At 64.3% G+C, this 18270-nt stretch carries 17 protein-coding genes; 8 read left to right on the forward strand and 9 right to left on the reverse strand.

Annotated elements, in window-relative coordinates; all coding sequences use genetic code 11:
- Nucleotides 1–16 precede the first annotated feature (16 nt).
- The 6 genes from phoU to C7451_RS11505 form a co-directional block, all read right to left on the reverse strand.
- Nucleotides 17–727: a phosphate signaling complex protein PhoU gene (gene phoU / locus C7451_RS11480; RefSeq protein ID WP_244181828.1), complete on the reverse strand. Its 711-nt coding sequence runs from the start codon at nucleotides 725–727 to the stop codon at nucleotides 17–19.
- A gap of 91 nt (nucleotides 728–818) precedes the next feature.
- Nucleotides 819–1604: a phosphate ABC transporter ATP-binding protein PstB gene (gene pstB, locus C7451_RS11485; RefSeq protein ID WP_110299109.1), complete on the reverse strand. Its 786-nt coding sequence runs from the start codon at nucleotides 1602–1604 to the stop codon at nucleotides 819–821.
- Between the two features lie 8 nt (nucleotides 1605–1612).
- Nucleotides 1613–2890 carry a phosphate ABC transporter permease PstA gene (pstA, locus tag C7451_RS11490; RefSeq protein ID WP_244181830.1) on the reverse strand — a complete coding sequence of 426 codons (1278 nt, stop codon included), beginning with the start codon at nucleotides 2888–2890 and terminating at the stop codon, nucleotides 1613–1615.
- 10 nt (nucleotides 2891–2900) lie between these two features.
- Nucleotides 2901–4277: a phosphate ABC transporter permease subunit PstC gene (gene pstC / locus C7451_RS11495; protein ID WP_110299111.1), complete on the reverse strand. Its 1377-nt coding sequence runs from the start codon at nucleotides 4275–4277 to the stop codon at nucleotides 2901–2903.
- 7 nt (nucleotides 4278–4284) lie between these two features.
- Nucleotides 4285–5334 carry a substrate-binding domain-containing protein gene (locus C7451_RS11500; RefSeq protein WP_244181832.1) on the reverse strand — a complete coding sequence of 350 codons (1050 nt, stop codon included), beginning with the start codon at nucleotides 5332–5334 and terminating at the stop codon, nucleotides 4285–4287.
- Nucleotides 5335–5539: 205 nt separating this feature from the next.
- Nucleotides 5540–6838, reverse strand: coding sequence for an ATP-binding protein (locus tag C7451_RS11505; RefSeq protein WP_110299113.1), 1299 nt, complete (start codon nucleotides 6836–6838; stop codon nucleotides 5540–5542).
- 195 nt (nucleotides 6839–7033) lie between these two features.
- Here C7451_RS11505 and C7451_RS11510 point away from each other — a divergent pair, with 195 nt between their 5' ends.
- The 4 genes from C7451_RS11510 (at nucleotide 7034) to C7451_RS11525 (ending at nucleotide 9797) form a co-directional block, all read left to right on the forward strand.
- On the forward strand, nucleotides 7034–7462 hold the full coding sequence (locus C7451_RS11510) for a hypothetical protein (RefSeq protein WP_110299114.1): 429 nt from the start codon (nucleotides 7034–7036) through the stop codon (nucleotides 7460–7462).
- 16 nt (nucleotides 7463–7478) lie between these two features.
- A complete protein-coding gene (locus tag C7451_RS11515; RefSeq protein ID WP_110299115.1) occupies nucleotides 7479–7790 on the forward strand; it encodes a hypothetical protein in 312 nt (103 codons plus the stop codon).
- Between the two features lie 97 nt (nucleotides 7791–7887).
- The gene (locus C7451_RS11520; protein ID WP_110299116.1) at nucleotides 7888–8781 is read left to right on the forward strand and encodes an HprK-related kinase A; all 894 of its coding nucleotides are present in this window, start codon (nucleotides 7888–7890) and stop codon (nucleotides 8779–8781) included.
- The gene (locus C7451_RS11525; RefSeq protein WP_110299117.1) at nucleotides 8778–9797 is read left to right on the forward strand and encodes a nucleotidyltransferase domain-containing protein; all 1020 of its coding nucleotides are present in this window, start codon (nucleotides 8778–8780) and stop codon (nucleotides 9795–9797) included. The genes C7451_RS11520 and C7451_RS11525 overlap by 4 nt, the downstream gene beginning before the upstream one ends.
- Nucleotides 9798–9928: 131 nt before the next feature.
- Here the strand turns inward: C7451_RS11525 and C7451_RS11530 are convergent, their stop codons facing one another.
- Nucleotides 9929–10618: an HAD hydrolase-like protein gene (locus tag C7451_RS11530; RefSeq protein ID WP_110299118.1), complete on the reverse strand. Its 690-nt coding sequence runs from the start codon at nucleotides 10616–10618 to the stop codon at nucleotides 9929–9931.
- Nucleotides 10619–10713: 95 nt separating this feature from the next.
- Between C7451_RS11530 and glmU the strand changes: the two genes are divergently transcribed.
- The 4 genes from glmU (at nucleotide 10714) to glmS (ending at nucleotide 14596) form a co-directional block, all read left to right on the forward strand.
- On the forward strand, nucleotides 10714–12072 hold the full coding sequence (gene glmU, locus C7451_RS11535) for a bifunctional UDP-N-acetylglucosamine diphosphorylase/glucosamine-1-phosphate N-acetyltransferase GlmU (RefSeq protein ID WP_110299119.1): 1359 nt from the start codon (nucleotides 10714–10716) through the stop codon (nucleotides 12070–12072).
- Between the two features lie 71 nt (nucleotides 12073–12143).
- On the forward strand, nucleotides 12144–12389 hold the full coding sequence (locus C7451_RS11540) for a ribbon-helix-helix domain-containing protein (RefSeq protein ID WP_110299120.1): 246 nt from the start codon (nucleotides 12144–12146) through the stop codon (nucleotides 12387–12389).
- Nucleotides 12390–12392: 3 nt separating this feature from the next.
- A complete protein-coding gene (locus C7451_RS11545; RefSeq protein WP_110299121.1) occupies nucleotides 12393–12758 on the forward strand; it encodes a type II toxin-antitoxin system VapC family toxin in 366 nt (121 codons plus the stop codon).
- 14 nt (nucleotides 12759–12772) lie between these two features.
- The gene (gene glmS, locus C7451_RS11550) at nucleotides 12773–14596 is read left to right on the forward strand and encodes a glutamine--fructose-6-phosphate transaminase (isomerizing) (RefSeq protein ID WP_110299122.1); all 1824 of its coding nucleotides are present in this window, start codon (nucleotides 12773–12775) and stop codon (nucleotides 14594–14596) included.
- A 15-nt stretch (nucleotides 14597–14611) separates the two neighbouring features.
- Here glmS and C7451_RS11555 read toward each other — a convergent pair whose 3' ends face one another.
- Entirely contained in the window at nucleotides 14612–16138 is a 1527-nt protein-coding gene (locus tag C7451_RS11555; RefSeq protein ID WP_110299123.1) for an indolepyruvate oxidoreductase subunit beta family protein, read from the reverse strand.
- A 2-nt stretch (nucleotides 16139–16140) separates the two neighbouring features.
- Nucleotides 16141–18267, reverse strand: coding sequence for an indolepyruvate ferredoxin oxidoreductase subunit alpha (locus tag C7451_RS11560; RefSeq protein WP_110299124.1), 2127 nt, complete (start codon nucleotides 18265–18267; stop codon nucleotides 16141–16143).
- Nucleotides 18268–18270: the final 3 nt, after the last annotated feature.

Here is an 18270-nt window from a genome sequence, read left to right on the forward strand (position 1 = left end):
TTTCAAAAGTACCGGATCATTCGCCGTCTGGAGCAAGCGCATCATCGCCGCGCTCGCGTTCGTTCATCGACTGGCCCATGACCGCGAAATAGACCATCTCGGCGACATTGGTCGCGTGATCGCCGATCCTTTCCAGATTCTTGGCGATGAACATCAGGTGCGTGCCCGCGCCGACATGTTCGGGATTGTCGATCATGTGGGCGATCAGCGCGCGGAAGATGCTGTTGTAGAAATCGTCTACGGTCTTGTCCTGCGCGCACACGGCGACGGCCAGATCGGCATCGCGCCTCGCAAAGGCGGTAAAGGCATCGTCGACCAGCTGGCGGGTGGCGTCGGCCATGGCGGGGAGCAGCCGGGCGGCGTCGATCTCCTGGCCTGAATCGATCAGCAGCACCCGTTTGGCGATGTTCTTGGCATAATCGCCGATGCGTTCGACCACGCCGGAAATCTTGAGCGCGGCGACGAGTTCGCGCAGGTCGTCGGCCATCGGTGCGCGCAGTGCGATCGTCTGGATGACCATGCGATCGATCTGCTCTTCCAGCGCATCGATGCGCTTGTCGCCCTCGACGACCTGGCGGGCCAGATCGTGATCGTTGGTGCCCAGCGCGGTCATCGCGCCTTCGACGGCCTTCTCCGCGCGTCCGCCGATCTCCGCGATCAGCCCGCGCAGGGTAGTGAGGTCGCCGTCAAAGGCCTTCAGGGTGTGTTCGTTCAGGCTATGGTTCATCAAGTTGTTCCGATCTTTGCGATGCCTGGCTTGGCGGGGCCGCCCTTATCCCCTTGCCGCCAAACCGGGTCGCTTAAGCATGTGGTGTCCGTCAGCCGTAACGGCCAGTAATATAGTCGCGCGTCCGTTCCTCGCGCGGATTGGTGAAGATATCCGAAGTGTCGCCATATTCCACCATGGTGCCCAGGTGGAAGAACGCGGTCTTCTGCGAGACGCGAGCGGCCTGCTGCATGTTGTGCGTGACGATGACGATGGCATAGCGGCCGCGCAGTTCATGGATCAGTTCCTCGATCTTGGCGGTGGCGATCGGGTCGAGCGCCGAGCACGGCTCGTCCATCAGGATCACCTCAGGGTCGACCGCAATGGCGCGCGCGATGCACAGGCGCTGCTGCTGGCCGCCGGACAGCGCGGTGCCGCTGTCCTGCAGCCGGTCCTTGACCTCGTTCCAAAGGCCTGCGCGGACCAGCGAGTTCTCGACGATCTGGTCGAGCTCCGCCTTGTTGGGGGCCAGGCCATGGATGCGCGGGCCATAGGCGACATTGTCGTATATCGACTTGGGGAAGGGGTTGGGCTTCTGGAAAACCATTCCGACGCGAGCGCGCAACTGCACCACGTCCATGCTGCTCGAATAGATATTCTCGCCATCCAGCGTGATGTCGCCTTCCACCCGCGCGATCGGGATGGTGTCGTTCATCCGGTTGAGCGTGCGCAGGAAGGTCGATTTGCCGCAACCCGAAGGGCCGATGAAGGCGACGACATTGTCCATGTCGATATCGATAGACACACCCTTGATCGCCTGTTTCTCGCCATAGAAGACCTTGACGTCGCGCGCGGACATCTTGGATTTCGTGGAGGTGGTGGCCGTGTTGTCGAGCATGGATCGGGTTACCATCGCGTTTCGAAGCGGTTGCGCAGATAGACGGCAATCGCGTTCATGGAGAGAAGGAAGACGAGCAGGACGATGATCGCGGCGGAGGTCTTCTCCACGAACCCGCGATTGACCTCGTCCGACCACAGGAAGATCTGTACCGGCAGCACGGTGGCGGGATCGGTCAGGCCATCGGGTGGCGTGGTGGTGAAGGCGCGCATGCCGATCATCAGCAGTGGTGCGGTCTCACCCAGCGCGCGCGCCATACCGATGATCGTGCCGGTCATGATGCCGGGAATGGCGAGCGGCAGGACATGGTGGAACACGACCTGGACAGGGCTTGCGCCGACGCCCATCGCCGCTTCGCGGATCGAGGGCGGCACGGCCTTGATGGCATTGCGTGCGGCGATCACGATGACGGGCATGGTCATCAGCGCGAGCGTCAGACCGCCGACCAGGGCTGCCGATCGCGGCATCGACAGGAACTGCAGGAATACCGCAAGACCGAGCAGGCCGAAGATGATCGAAGGCACCGCTGCCAGATTGTTGATCGAAACCTCGATCAGATCGGTAAAGCGGTTCTTGGGCGCATATTCCTCGAGATAGACCGCAGCCAGAACGCCGACGGGAAAGGCGAGGAACAGGGTCACGACCATGGTGATCAGCGATCCCTTGAGCGCGCCCCAGATGCCGACCCGCGCAGGATCGGTGCCGTCGGAGCCAGTCAGGAACTGCATGTTGAAGCTCTGGCGGACATCGCCCTTTTGCGTCAGCACGGCATAATCGGCTTCGGCCTCAGGCGTCGACCGGTCCTTGGCGGCCCGGTCGATATCGCTCGACGTGGGCAGCCAGAAGCGGGTCTTGCCCATGACCAGATTGGGATTGTCGATCAGCTGGTCGCGCAGTGCGGTCCAGGCGGTCGTGGCGAAATAGCGTGCGCCGTCCTTGCCATATTGCGCCTGCACCGCCTGGTCGAAGATGCGGCGCACGTCGATGGACGCCATGGTCGCCGACAGGCGCGGGCCGGTCAGCTGATCGGGCGAGATGCTGCCGGTCGCGGCGGGAAGATCGACGGTCAGCGTCGCCTCGGTGGTGATGAAGCCCTTGGCGCCATTGCCGACCATCACGACCAGCAGGAACGCCAGGAACAGCGAGGAAATCGCAACCGCGGCCAGCCCGAAGAACTTGAACCGGCGTTCGGCAGCATAGCGGCGCGCGATGCGCCTCTGCATGGCATCGCCCATCCAGTCGGTCTTGCGGCTGGCCGTGGCGGCGGGCGGGTTGCTTGCGGACATGATGGCGGCCTCAGTCATACGCTTCCCGATATTTCTTGACGATCTGCAGCGCGACGATGTTGAGCAGCAGGGTCACGACGAACAGAGTCAGGCCCAGGGCAAAGGCGGCAAGCGTCATCGGGCTGTTGAAATCGGTATCGCCGGTCAGCAGTTGCACGATCTGGGTGGTGACGGTTGTCACGCTGGCAAACGGGTTGGCGGTGAGGTTCGCGGCCAGGCCAGCGGCCATCACTACGATCATCGTCTCGCCGATCGCACGGCTGACCGCCAGCAGAACGCCGCCGACCACGCCGGGAAGAGCAGCAGGGATGAGCACCTGCTTGATCGTCTCGCTCTTGGTCGCGCCCATGGCGAGCGACCCGTCGCGCATGCTGCCCGGGACCGCCGCGATGCTGTCATCGGCCATCGAGGACACGAACGGTATGATCATGACGCCCATCACGAGGCCAGCGGCGAGCGCCGATTCCGAGGAAGCGTCGGTAATGCCGATCGAGACCGCAAAGCTGCGCAGCGCAGGCGCGACGGTCAGTGCGGCAAAATAGCCATAGACCACGGTCGGCACGCCCGCGAGAATCTCGAGAATCGGCTTCATCCACTTGCGGACATTGGCGCTGGCATATTGGGTCAGGTACACCGCGCTCATCAGCCCGAGCGGGATGGCCACCAGCATCGCGATGATCGCGCCAATGAAGACCGTGCCCCAGAACAGCGGCACCGCGCCAAAGCCAGTGGCCTGACCGTCGACAATCTTGTCCGACGGGTTCCATTGCAGGCCGAAAAGGAACTCGAACGGGGAGACGAGGTTGAAGAAGCGGACCGTCTCGAAGATCAGTGAGGCAACGATGCCCAGCGTTGCCAGAATGGCGATCAGCGAGGCGAGCAGCAGGCCCAGCATAACGGTACGTTCAACCTGGGTACGGGCGCGAAAATCAGGACGGATCCGGGTGAAGGCAAAGGCGCCACCGGCAAAGCAGAGCAGGAATGCGGCCAGAGCGCCGATCATCGCATAACGGCTGTCCGCTGCCGAATAGAGCGGCGCAAGCTGCACTGCGGCGTCGTTGAATACCTTCAGGTCCGGGTTGCGTGACAGCGCGCGTGCCTCGGACAGGATCGCGGCGCGTTCGAATGCATCGGTCGGCAGCTGCGCTGCCAGCGGGCTTTCCAGCACCTGGTAGCTGCCCAGGGCTGGCGCGACGGTGCTCCATACCAGCAGGAACAGGACAGCAGGAACAACGGCCCACATCGCGGCATACCAGCCATGATAGCTGGGCAGCGAATGGACGCTTGCGACGCCCGACTGGATGAACCGGCCAGCACGCGCACGGGCGAACACCCAGGTGATGAGGCCCAGGCCCGCAATCAGAAAGAAGATGGCTGTCGTGGTCATGGCGGGCTTATTTCAGTTCCGTGCCATCGAGCACGGTGAGCGACTTGATGCGGCCGAGCATCTCGGCGCGCACCTTTTCGGGCGCGGCAATCAGGCCGATGCGGGTGAGATATCCTTCGTGTTCGCCGCCGCGCAGAAACTCCGCAACATATTCGCGCAGACCCGGGATCACATCGACATGCTTTTTCTTCACATAGAAATACAGCGTACGCGCGCCGGGATATTCGCCGCTCTCGATGGTCGCATAGCTGGGCTCCACCCCGCCGATCGGCACGCCACGGACGGTATCGGCATTGTCGGCCAGATAGCTGTAGCTGAAGATGCCGACAGCATCGGGATTGGTCGAGAGCTTCTGCACGATCAGGTTATCGTTTTCGCCGGTATCGGTATAGGCCTGGTCGGTGCGGATCGAGTGGCAGATGTCCTCGAACTTTTCCTTGTTGCTGTCCGATAGCGCCTTGATCGCCGGATCAGCCTTGCAGCCCTTTTCCATGATGATCTCTTCCAGCGCATCGCGCGTGCCGGAGGTCGCGGGCGGGCCGAAGATGTTGATGCGCGTATCGGGCAGAGCCGGGTTGATATCGGGCCAGCGGATGGCCTTGTTGGGCCCCTTGCCGAACGGCTGTGCAGCGAGGGCCGAGTAGAATTCCTCGACCGTGAGGGTGATCCTCGGGCCGTTCTTGGCCTGGGCCAGCGCGATGCCGTCAAAACCGATCACGATCTCGATGATGCCATCGACGCCGTTGGCCTGACAGCGTTCGAACTCGCTCTTCTTCATCCGGCGCGACGCATTGACGATATCGGGCGTATTTGCCCCGACGCCTGCGCAGAACAGTTCCACGCCGCCGCCCGTGCCGGTGGATTCGAGAATGGGCGAGCGCCGCTCAGGGTCGAAATTGACGAATTCTTCCGCCACTTTCTTGGCAAAGGGGAAGACCGTGGACGATCCGACAATGCGGATCTCGCTGCGGCTGCTGCCCTCGTTCGTGGATGCCGGGTCCTGGCAACCCGCCAGCAAAAGCGCTGGAAGGCAGGCATAGGCAAGCTTCCTGATCAACACTTCAACCCCTCTCTGGGCGAAAACTGCAGCCGCATGTCCGGCCAAGATGGCGGTGGCAGTGGACGGGAAAGAATCGCTTGGCGCGCTGCATGTCCGTGGTCGGCCCCCTTGGTTGAGGCCGTTAGGCAGGGGCGGTTGCCCGAAGATGACAATCAGGTGACGATTTTATGACATCGCCCCTGGCGCACTGGCCGGCTGGCGGTCAGGCGGGCAGCGCGGGCTCGCCAGCGGGTGCGGCGGCATCGCCCTGGGGACCACGCGGATCGGCTGGCAGGGTGATGGTGATCGTCGTGCCCTTGTGCACTTCGCTGTCGATTTCCAGCCGCCCGCGGTGCCGCTCGACGATGTGCTTGACAATCGACAGGCCAAGCCCAGTGCCTCCGATCGCGCGGCTGCGGCTCGAATCGACCCGATAGAAGCGCTCGGTGAGCCTCGGCAGATGTTCCGGCGCAATGCCCTCGCCGCAATCGCTGACCGAGAGCCTGAGCAGCGCGCCATTGCGTGAGGTGCGCAGCCGCATCGTGACTGGCGTGCCCGCCTGGCCGTATTTCATGCTGTTCGATACCAGATTGTGCAGCAGCTGCGACAGCTGGGCCCGGTCGCCGCGCAAGGGCGGCAGGTCCGGCCCGATATCGACCACGATGTCCGCGCCGCGTTCCGGCTGGCTCTGGCGCAGTACCGATTGCACCTCGCGCATCAGTTCGGGCAGGTCGACCGGCGTGTCGGGTACGCGGAACTTTTCGGCCTCGATCCGCGACAGCGAGATGAGGTCGTCGATCAGCTTCTGCATGCGGTTGGCTTCGCGGAACATCACATTCAGGAAGCGCGCGCGAATCTCGGGATCGTCGCCTGCCTCCTTGTCCTCGAGCGTCTCGATAAAGCCCTTGATCGAGGCGAGCGGGGTGCGCAGCTCGTGGCTGGCATTGGCGACGAAATCGGTGCGCATCCGCTCTACCGCATAGACCCCCGATCGGTCCCAGAGGTGCAGGATGCGCTCGCCGCCGGGCATGTCGCGCACCAGCATTTCCCAGCGCTGGTCGCGGCTGCCGATGCCGACGAGCTGGATCGGGCCTTCATGCGCGGTGGCAGGGTCGGCCAGCAGGTCGGCGGCAGCCGGGTGGCGGATGACCAGACGGATATCCTCGCCCACGCAATATTCACCGAGCAGCTTGCGCGCGGCGCTGTTGGCGCGGCGGACATTGGTTCCGGTCAGCACCAGCACGGGATCGGCCAGGCCATCGATGAAACTGGTGAAATCGCGGTGCTGGCTGATCGGCTTGATCTCGGGCTCGCGAATGGGGGCAGCAGCCTGGGGATTGTGCTTGGCCGGGCTCGACAGGTCCGCCATGATCACGATCGCGACGATGCCTGCGGCAAAGCAGATCATCGCCTGCTCGATGCCGTTTGTGCCGAACTGGCTGATCGCTACCCCTGCGCCGAGCACGGCGGTTGCAAGGAGAAAACGACCGCCATTCAGTCCCGATCCGCTGGCCTGTCCCATTGTCGCCGGGCTATACCAGCCTTGGCCGGGACACGCTATCTGTCATCGCCGGGCTTGCGCAGTTTTACGGGTGCCTTGCCGCCTGTCCCGCAGCAGGACAGACGATCAAATGGCTTGCCTTGCCGGGTTGAAGGTTCTTTAGTCAGTTTGTGGGACAGCAGCGCCAGCAGATGCGCGCGCCAGGGACATGCAACAATGAACGCTGACGACAGCAACATGGACGGTGGCACCACCGATGATTCGCGGCCGATCGATACTCCTGCCAATGCCGCTCGTCGCACGCTGCTGATCGGTGCCGTGGCAACATCAGCGGTTGTAAGCATCCGTCCGGCGCTGGCCCAGACGGCCGGCTCCGTGCTCAACTGCCAGATCCCGGTGCCGGAGCGCGGCAAGGGCATGTATATCGATCCGGCCGGCAAGCTGGTGGCACCCGACACCCCGGGCGCCTTCCCGCCATCGCCACGCGACTTTACCGGCGAAGAGGTGCGTCAGGCGCTGCAGGGACGCAATCTTCCCGGCACCACGCGCGAACAATCGCAGGCCTATCTCAACTATATCCGCAAGCTGCAGAACGGACAGAGCGGCTTTACCTGCTACGCCTCGCTGCAGATGCCGCGCCGCTGATCGCGGGCCGACCGGCATGGCAGAGCCTGCCTTCGCCGCCCTGCCTGGCCATGCGCTCAAGCGCGTCACGCTGGGCGGGCTGGAAGCGGCCTATCACGCGCCATCGGGGATCACGCATCTGCTGGCCGAACCTCTTCCCGATCTGCTCGATGCGTTGATGCGTCTGGCGCCGGGCCGCTTTGCGACTTCCGCCGAGATCGTTTCGGGCATGTCGGATCGATTCGAGCTGCTTGCCGACAGCCCCGACGAGGCGCCGGAACGGGTGGTTTGCGAACGGCTTTGCGAGCTCGCCGCATTGGGACTGGTCCGGATGCACGGGCAGGCGTGACACGCTTGCATCATCGCGATGTAAAACTGCATCTTCGGGTTCGCCAAGCCTCTGTTTCCATTTTGTCCGCAAGCCCGCAGCCGATATGGCGCGACCCATGCGCCACGCCTGTTTCCTCACTGTTGGTCCGGCCCGATTCCGCATCGGCAGTGACTGGCGCGCGCCGATCGATCAACTGCGTGCGCTCTACAGCGATTACCCGATGGACGAGGTGGTCCCCGATTTCACCGTGCGGCTGCAGGCGACGTCTGCACTCAGACGGTTCGTCCGGCCTCAGGTGGCCATCGCGGGCGATTTCACATTGCCTGATGCAGTGCCCTTGCCGCTGCACCATGGTCTGCTCGCGGCCGAAATGGCGATGAACCTGCAAATGGCGCTGGGCTGGCGGCGGCACCTGCTGCTGCATGCCAGCGCCGTGTCGCGCCAGGGCCGCGCGGTCGTGATGACCGGGGTCTCGGGTGCGGGCAAATCGACGCTTTCGGCATTGCTTGCCGAGCGCGGCTGGCGCTTTCTGGGCGACGAGTTTGTGCTGCTGGACCCGGAAACCGGCAACATTGCGCCCTTTCCGCGCCCGATCAGTCTCAAGAATGCTGCGGTTGCCGCCATGGAGCACGAAATCGACGACGATTCCCGGTTCGGCCCGGTGCTTCGCGACACGCCCAAGGGGACGATCCGCCATTTGCGTCCGCGCACCGAATGGATCGAGCAGATGGCACGCGAAACCCGGCCCGGCCTGTTGCTTTTTCCGCGCTTCGGCTTTCCGCGCGCAGTGCGGCGCATGGACGAGGCGGAGAGCTTTGTCCGGCTGACCCAGGCGTCGACCAATTACGTCGCGCTGGGCGAGCGCGGCTTTGATGCGTTGACCGGCTTTGTCCGATCGGTTCCGGCCTGCGCGATCGACTATGCCACAGGCGACGAGGGCGCCGAACTGGTCGAGCGGCTCTGGTCCGAAACGGGTGCCGGCGCAGGAGACAGGGCCGCAGCGGCATGATCGACGGCTGGTCGGTTGCACGCGCACTGACCGATCCTGCATCGGTAACCAGGCTGGATGCAGGCGCATGGACGCAATTGCTGTCTGCGGCGCGCGCTGCATCGCTTATCGGGACCCTGGCCGAGCTGATGGCCGATCGGCCCGTTCCATATCCTGCAGCCCGCGTTCTGGCGGATGTGCGCCTTTCCAATCAGACAGGCCTGCGCCAGGCCTTGTGGGAGGCAGAATGCGCGCGGTTGGCTCTCGCGGACTATGCTGGCAAGGTCGTTCTGCTCAAGGGCACGGCCTTTGCTGCAGCAGGACTGGACGCGGCGCAGGGGCGATCGATCGGCGATCTGGATATACTGGTCGCACGCGAGGGGCTCGATCAGGTCGAGGCGCTGCTGCTGAAGGCAGGCTGGGAATGGGTGAAGCCCGATCCCTATGACGACGCCTATTACCGACAATGGATGCACGAGCTGCCGCCGATGATCCATGCCGAGCGCGACCGCATGATCGACGTGCACCACACGATCCTGCCTCTGACGGCTCGGCCGAAGCCCGACGCTGCTGCCCTGATCGCCGATGCACGGGCACTGCCGTCGGGCCTGCATGTCCTGTCGCCTGCGGACATGATCTGTCACGCTGCGGCGCATCTGATCGCTGATGGCGACCTGTCAGGCGGCATGCGCAACCTGTGGGACATCGACCGGCTGGTGCGGCAGTTCGTCGCCGAAGATGCTGGCTTTCCCGACAGGCTGGCGGAGCGGGCGGCACTGCACGGGCTGGGCGAGCCTGTCGAGCGGGCGTTGCGGCTGTGCTATCGCCTGTTCGGTACGCCCGCCATCTGGCCGATCCGTCCGGCTGTGAGCGATGCCCTGTACCTGCGCCGTATCACGGCCATCGACGGCTGGGGCCGCAAGACGCGCAAGCTGACGCGCCAGGGTTTCTATATCCGATCGCACCTGCTGCGCATGCCGCCTGCAATGCTGGCGCGCCATTTGTGGACAAAGTGGCGCAAGGGGCATCGGGGGTAGACTGCGCCTCCGCGAGTAGGCAAAAATCTCCGCTTGTCCCGAGCGAAGTCGAGGGACCCATGTCCGAACGGTTGCGATTACGTCCCTCGACTTCGCTCGGGACACACGGGAACTATCAAATCCCCTGTGGCCTACTTCGCCGCAATCCGTTCCAGCGTGGGGATGAACTCGTCATAATGGTCGATGATCGCATCGGCACCGAGTTCGTCTACCGGCTGGTGCAGGAACCCGAAGCTCACGGCGACGCACGGGATGCCGGCATTGTGCGCGGCCATCACGTCATAGATGCTGTCGCCGATGAACGCCGCCGGCGTCGTCCCCGGTTGGCCGCCGCAGCGGCGGATCATCTCGTCGATCGGCGCGCGATCCGGCTTGGACTTGCCCTTGCCCATGGTGTCGCCGCCGATGACGCAGGCGAACCGGTCGATCAGCCCCACCTCGGTGAGCAGCTTGATGGCGAACCGCTCGTACTTGTTGGTGACGATGGCGAGTTTCACGCCCATCGAGTCGAAGCGCGCCATCGCATCGAGCAGGCCCGGATAGGGCGGCGAGCCGCTTCCCAGATTGTCGCCATAATGGTCAAGCAGGATCGGGAGGTACTCGCGCAGTGCCTGCGGATCGGTGTTCCCGGCGCGTTCCAGGCCGACCTGCAGCATGTGCTTGGCGCCAAGGCCCACCATGGGCTTGATCTCTTCCTGGGTCAGCGGCGGCAGGCCCGCCAGGCCCAGCGTATGGTTGACCGAGGCGGTCAGTTCCGGGCTGGTGTCGAGCAGCGTGCCATCAAGATCGAAGCCAATGATTTGGTAGGGAAAGCCTGTCATGAACCAAGGCATCGCCCGAAAAAGGTGGCGGATGCAAGCAGTTCGTGCCAATGGTGTTTACGATCTGCTTTGGGAAACGCGGAGAACGTTACGAAATGGCTGAGCAGCCGCTGGCAGCAATCATTCTGGCAGCGGGCCAGGGCACGCGCATGAAATCGGAACTGCACAAGGTGCTCCATCCGGTGGCGGGCCTGCCCATGCTGCATCATCTGCTGGGCAGCCTGGAGGCGGCGGGGGCCGCACGCCAGGTGGTCGTGGCAGGAGCGCGTCGCGAACAGGTGGAGGCCTCGGTAGCGCCGCGCGGCGTGACAATCGCGCACCAGGCGGAACAGCTCGGGACGGCGCATGCTGCCCTGCAGGCCAGGGATGCGCTGGCCGGGTTCGACGGCATCGCGATCGTGTGCTTTGGCGATACGCCGTTCCTGAAGCCCGACACCATCGCACGACTGCGCGACCGGCTGATGGCTGAAGACGCGCCGCGTGTCTCGGTGCTGGGTTTCGTGCCTGATGATGCCAAGGCCTATGGCCGGATCATCGCCGACGCCGCCGGCTCGATCGCAAAGATGGTCGAATACAAGGATGCCAGCGAGGCCGAACGTGCCGTCAGGCTGTGCAATTCGGGCGTGACCGCCGTTCGCACCGCCGATCTGTGGCCGCTGCTCGAGCGCGTCGGCAACGACAATGCGGCGGGCGAATATTATCTGCCGGACATCATCATGCTGGCCCTGGCCGATGGCGACAAGGCCGTGGTCGTGGAAACGGATGCCGACGAACTGATCGGCATCAACAGCCGCGCCGAACTCGCCGAGGCCGAACATATCTGGCAACAGCGCCGCCGGGCGCAGGCCATGGCCGATGGCGCGACGTTGGTCGCGCCGGAAACGGTGTGGTTTGCGCATGACACGGTGGTCGGCCGCGATGTGGTGATCGAGCCCAATGTCGTTTTCGGTCCCGGCGTCACCATCGCCGACAATGTGGTCATCCATGCGTTCAGTCATGTCGAGGGCGCCACGATCGCAAGCGGCTGTTCGGTCGGGCCGTTCGCGCGGCTGCGGCCCGGTGCTGAAATGAAGGAAGGCGCCAAGGTCGGCAATTTCGTCGAGATGAAAAAGGCAGTGCTGGGGCCGGGGGCCAAGGCCAACCACCTGACCTATCTGGGCGATGCCACGGTCGGGGCAAACGCCAATATCGGCGCGGGCACGATTACCTGCAATTATGACGGCTATTTCAAATACCAGACGGTCATCGGAGACAACGCCTTTATCGGATCGAACAGCGCGCTGATTGCCCCGGTGAGGATCGGCCGGGACGCGATCGTGGCAGCAGGCAGCGCGGTGTCACGCGATGTCGCCGATGGCGAACTCCGCCTGGTGCGCGCCGAGCAGCTGGTCAAGCCCGGTTGGGCCGACCGATTCCACGACGCAATGCGCAAGAAGAAGCGCGAGGGGAAGTGAGACGCACTCGAACTTGACATGATATCATGATATGATATCAGTATATCATCGCCACTCAGGATGATGACATCATGCGCATACTGACCGAAATCCCGGATGAAGATATCGAGAAGCTCGATGCCATCGCGGCGAAGAGCAACACATCGCGGGCCGCAACCATTCGCGAAGCCGTGAAGCTGTATCTGGTCCAGAACGGCGACGACCGCAGCTGGATTCAGCGCGGTGCGGGCTATTGGAAGGATCGCGATGATATCGGGGACGCCGTCGAATATCAGCGCGCCATGCGCGAGGACCGCCGCAGCTACGATGATATCTGATCCGTGTCCGATCCCTTTTTCGACACGAACATCCTGATCGACTGGTTGAAGGACCGAGCGCCAGCCATTTCGGAGCTGTCGCGTTATCGCCATCACCGGATCAGCAGGATCGTCTGGACCGAAGTGCTTGCTGGCGAACCGCTGGAAAAGCGCGATACCGTTCGTCACCTTCTGTCGCCGTTCGACGTGGTCGAAATCGACCAGCGCATCGCCTCGGCCGCAGCCGATATCCGCTTTCGCACCAGGATGAAGCTGATGGACGCCTATATCCTGGCCACCGCGCAGGTGAACGGGGCGATCCTGATTACACGAAATACCAAGGATTTTCCGGCAGAGATGCCGGGCATCCGCGTTCCCTATCTGCTTTGAAAGGCCCCCCGTAAATGTGCGGTATCGTTGGAATTCTCGCCCGTCGCGATGTCGTGGGCGATCTGGTCGATGGGCTGAAGCGAATGGAATATCGCGGCTATGACTCGGCCGGGGTCTGCACCGTGCACGACGGCCAGCTGGTCCGCCGCCGCGCAGAAGGCAAGCTGCGCAACCTGACCGAGGTGTTGGCGCGTGATCCCGCGCCTGGCCATGTCGGCATCGCGCACACCCGCTGGGCGACGCACGGCGCCCCGACCACCGCTAATGCCCACCCGCATGCCACGGCCGAAGTCGCGCTGGTCCACAACGGCATCATCGAGAATTTCAAGACGCTTCGTGACGCGCTGATCGCACGCGGCCGCCGGTTCGAGAGCGAGACCGACAGCGAGGTGGTCGCGCATCTGGTCAGTGAGCGGATCGAGGCCGGGGACAGCCCCGAGGACGCGGTGAAAGCCGTCCTCCCGCAGCTGCGCGGCGCGTTCGCGCTCGCCATTGCCTTTCGCCAGCATCCTGATCTGCTGATCGGTGCGCGGCTGGGTTCGCCGCTGGTGCTGGGCTATGGCGACGATGAGACCTATCTCGGCTCGGATGCGCTGGCGCTCGCGCCGCTGACCCAGCGCATAGCCTATCTGGAAGAGGGCGACTGGGTGGTGCTGACCCGCGAAGGCGCGCAGGTCTATGATGCCGACAACCAGCCTGTGACGCGCGAAATCACGCTGTCGGGCGTCACCGGCGCGCTGATCGACAAGGGCAATCACCGGCACTTCATGCAGAAGGAAATCTTCGAGCAGCCGGTGGTCGTGGCGCAGACGTTGCAAAGCTATATCCGCTCGGTCGAGCAGCAGGTCGCGCTGCCGCAGATGGACTTCGCGCTTTCGGTGATCGAGCGGGTGACGATCATCGCTTGCGGCACCGCTTCCTATGTCGGGCTGATCGGCAAATACTGGATCGAGCAGCTGGCGCGGGTGCCGGTCGAGGTCGATGTGGCCTCCGAGTTCCGCTATCGCGACCCCGTGCTGACGCCGAACATGCTGGGCGTGGTCGTCTCGCAATCGGGCGAGACGGCGGACACGCTCGCCGCGCTGCGCCATATGAAGGCGGGCGGGGTGACCACCGCCGGGATCATCAACGTGCCCACCAGCTCGATGGCGCGCGAGGTCGATCTGCTGCTACCCACCCATGCCGGGCCGGAGATCGGGGTCGCCTCGACCAAGGCATTCACCTGCCAGCTCGCGGTGATGGCTGCGCTCGCGGTCAATCTCGCCCGCGCCAAGGGGCGGCTCGATGCGTCGGAAGAGGCCGAAATCGTCCGTCACCTGATCGAGGCTCCGGCCGCCATCAATGCCGCGCTGGCGCACGATGCCGAGATCGAGGCGATGGCGCATACCATCGCCCAGGCGCGCGACGTGCTCTATCTGGGTCGCGGCCCCGATTATGCCCTGGCGCTGGAAGGCGCGCTCAAGCTCAAGGAAATCAGCTATATTCATGCCGAAGGCTATGCCGCCGGCGAGATGAAGCACGGCCCCATCGCGCTGATCGACGAGGCGGTGCCCATCATCGTCATCGCACCCTCAGGTCCGCTGTTCGAGAAGACGGTAAGCAACATGCAGGAGGTGCGTGCACGCGGCGGCAAGGTGGTGCTGATCTCGGATACCGAGGGCCTCGCCGAAGCGGGCGAGGGGTGCCTCGCGACGATCGAGATGCCGCAGGTCCACCCGCTGATCGCACCGCTGGTCTATGCCGTGCCGGTCCAGCTGCTCGCCTATCATGTCGCGGTTGCCAAGGGCACCGATGTCGATCAGCCGCGCAATCTCGCCAAATCGGTGACGGTGGAATAGCGCGCAGGCGCGCCGTCAGGCCACCGCCTTAACCGCGCAGGCCAGCGCGTCACCCTTTTCATCGGCCAGGGCTGCTTCGCGCAGTTCGGCAATACGCTGCGCGGCGCCAGGCTTTCCGGCGAGCGAACGCGCGGCTTCCATCAGGGTCGCGAAATTGGTGCAACTGCGCTCCCAGGTGTCCGAATAGCCCTTGAGCACGCCTTGGCAGCGGATGATTTCGGTCGCGGCGGCCAGGTCGGTGCGGGCCACCTCGATCGCCAGCGCCAGCCAGTCAGCAATCCGTTGCTGCTCATGCCCCCATCGTAGCGTCGATCGCCGGAAGCGCCGCATTCCTGCGAGCGCGCGCAACAGCACGAACCAGCGCAATCTGGTCGTCTCGACCAGCCGGCCACGGCGGAACAGCGGTGAAAGGCGGCGTTGCAGGCCGGGACTGGCCAGCACGCGCCTGCCCAGCGCTGTCGGCATGATCTCGCACAGTTCCTGCAGCCGTGGATGCATATATTCAGTGACGCTGTAGATATCGGCGCTGCCGGGCCGTATCTCCTGCTCGACACGGGCCACGCGCGTGGCGCGCACCTTCAGATCGGCGACGCGGATGATGTCCTCATACGCCATCCACAGGGCAAGATGCCGGGCGGTCTCGCTGGTCAGCGTCCATCCATGCTCCGCATCGTCCAGGGCGGCCATCGTCTCGAGCCGGTCCAGATAGAGTTCGGCCAGCGCACGGTCCTGATAGTCCATCAGCCGGCGCACCCCTTCCAGCGCCATCGCATGGGCGGGCGCCGGCAGGCGATCCGTGATGCGCTGATGCAGCGCGCGGCCTGCGGCCGTGGTCGGTCCGCTTGCAGGCTGTATTTCCGGGGCGCTGGCGGCGAGGCCCTGGGCTTGGCTCTCGCCCAGGGCAAAGCCTGCAAGGTTGCTCGGCACTGCCTTGCCGCCGCGACGGATGGTGGCCTCGAATGCTTCGCGAGGGAAAGGCAATGCCTGGCTGCCTGCCAGCGCGCCGAGCATGATCGCGCTGATCACGCTGCCAGCCTCGCCTGCGGCCTGGGCCATGTCGAACCCGATGAAGCGCTTCGCCCGCCGTTCTGCAGCGTCCAGAATGCGCTGGCTGGCGGCGCGGCCATCGCCGAGCATCGATTTTTCGGAAATGGCATAGACGCGATGGGTCGAGCCGATCAGTGTCGTCCGGTCCTCGCTGACGAACCCGCGAAGGATGGCGCGGCCTGCTTCCATCAGTTCGGATGCGATGACGATATCGACATCACCCGGCACGGGCATTTGCGCCAGCACGGGTTCGGGCCGGTTCTGGCCGGGTGCGTTGCGGGGCACCATTTCGACATAATAGATGGTCGATCCGGTGCGCTGTGCGACGCCGGGCACCGATGTGCCCTGGGCGACATAGCCCTGCTCCTCGGCCATGGTGACGATCCAGTCGGCCAGCACGCCGCCGCCTTCGCCGCCGAGCGCGAGGATAGCGATGGTGATCCGCCCGCGCTCATCGGGAAGGCTGCTTGCGGCAAGGGGGTTGTGCGTTGCCATGGTCAGAATGCCCTTGCTGCGAGTGCGCGCGCGTGGCGCTGCTGGAACCAGCCGATGACGCGCCGCCGGAACGATGTGCGCAGGCGTTCCCAGCGCGTGGGATGGGTGACCACGCGCACCTTGTAGAAGGATGGGCACAGGATCGCCGCATGGGCCACTTCACCGCAATTGCCGCAGCCGACACAGCTGTTGTCGATATGCGTCACGGGGTGGCTGCGCAGCGGATCGGGATTGGGACGGATGCTGAGCGACGGGCATCCCGATAGGCGGATGCATGCGTGGTCGCCGGTGCAGGTATCGGGGTCGACGCCGAAGCGTTCGCGTTCGACACGCTTGCCCTCGCGCACCGCCTGGGCCATCAGCGGCTTGATCCGGCGCTGGCGGTTGAGCATGCATTCGGACTGGGCGACAATCAGTTTCGGGCCCGTTTCCGGACTGGTCAGCGCCTCCTTGAGCGTATCGCGCATGCGGGCGACGTCATAGGTGCGGGTCAGCGTCCGCGCCCAGGTGATGCCCAGGCCCCGCGCCGCCTTTTCGATGGGATTGTTGGTTCGGCGCGTTGCATTCTCCGCACGGGAGGAGAGAATGTCCTGGCCCCCGGTTGCCGCGGAATAGCCGTTGTCGACGACGATGGTCACGGTATCGTCCTGGTTGAATACCGCACTGCCGATGCCCGACGTCAGGCCATTGTGCCAGAATCCGCCATCACCCATCATCGCGACCGCGCGCTTGCCTTCGGGCTTGAAGGCGGATGCACCCGCCGTGCCCAGACCATAGCCCATGGTGGTGTTGCCGATATGAAAGGGCGGCAGGATCGAGAACAGATGGCAGCCGATATCGGCCGAGACGTGCAATTCGCCCAGTTCGCGCTGTACCAGCTTCATCGCCGAAAAGATCGGTCGCTCGGGGCAGCCGGTGCAAAAGCCTGCGGGGCGCGGTGGCACGGTCGTGGCCAGGTCCGGCTCTGGCGCAACCGACACCATCTGCGTGGGCGCGCGTTCGGGAGCGTGGATGCGCAGGAACGCCGCCAGCCCGTCGCGCAGCACTGTGCCCGAATATTCGCCGGCGCGCGGCAGGATGTCCTTGCCGATGATGCGGGTGTTCAGATCCGCCCGGCGCATCAGCGTGTTGAGTTCATGCTCGATGAATTCGGGCTGACCTTCCTCGACGACCAGCACCGCGTCCTTGCCTGCACAGAACCGGGTGATCTCTTCCGGGATCAGCGGATAGGTGACGTTGAGGCAATAGACCGGGATCCGTGTCGCCCCGTGAACATCCGACAGACCCGCCATTTCCAGTGCGCGATTGAGCGTGTTGAACAGCCCGCCCTGGACGATGATGCCGATGCGGTCCTGCTCCGGCCCGAAATGTTCGTTAAGCCGGCGTTCGGCGATGAACTTGAGCGCAGCGGGCCAGCGGTGCTCGACCTTTTCGATCTCGTGCACGAAATTGGCTGGCGGCAGGACAATGCGGTTGACGTCGCGGCGAGGGCTGGCAGCGGCTTCCCCCACCGTCATCGCCGGCCTCTTGTTCTCGCGGGCGACGAACTGGCCGGTCATGTGGCAGCTGCGCACCCGCAGTTCGAGCATCACCGGGGTCTGCGACGCCTCGGACAGGTCGAAGCCTGCTTCCACCATGTCGACGATGGTCGGCAGATGCGGCCGCGGATCGAGCAGCCACATCTGCGATTTCATGGCAAAGGCGTGCGTCCGCTCCTGCATGATCGAGGAGCCTTCGCCGTAATCCTCGCCGATGATGATCAGCGCACCACCGGTAACCCCGCCGCTGGCCAGATTGGAAAGCGCGTCCGAAGCGACGTTGGTGCCGACCACCGACTTCCACGCAACGGCACCGCGCAGCGGATAATTGACCGATGCGGCCAGCATGGCACCTGCCGCCGCTTCGCTGGCGTTCGATTCAAAATGGACGCCCAGTTCGCGCAGCAGCGGATCGGCATCGGCGAACACGTCCATCAAATGGCTGATGGGGGAACCCTGATAGCCGCCGACATAGGCAACGCCCGCCTGAAGCAGCGCCTTGGTGACGGCGAGGATGCCTTCGCCGCTGAACACTGCGCCTTCGCCCAGACGCAATTGCTCGACTTCCTTCTTGAACGAACGCTCGGCCATCGT

The sequence above is a fragment of the Blastomonas natatoria genome, from assembly GCF_003201955.1.
Taxonomy (GTDB): Bacteria; Pseudomonadota; Alphaproteobacteria; order Sphingomonadales; family Sphingomonadaceae; genus Blastomonas; species Blastomonas natatoria.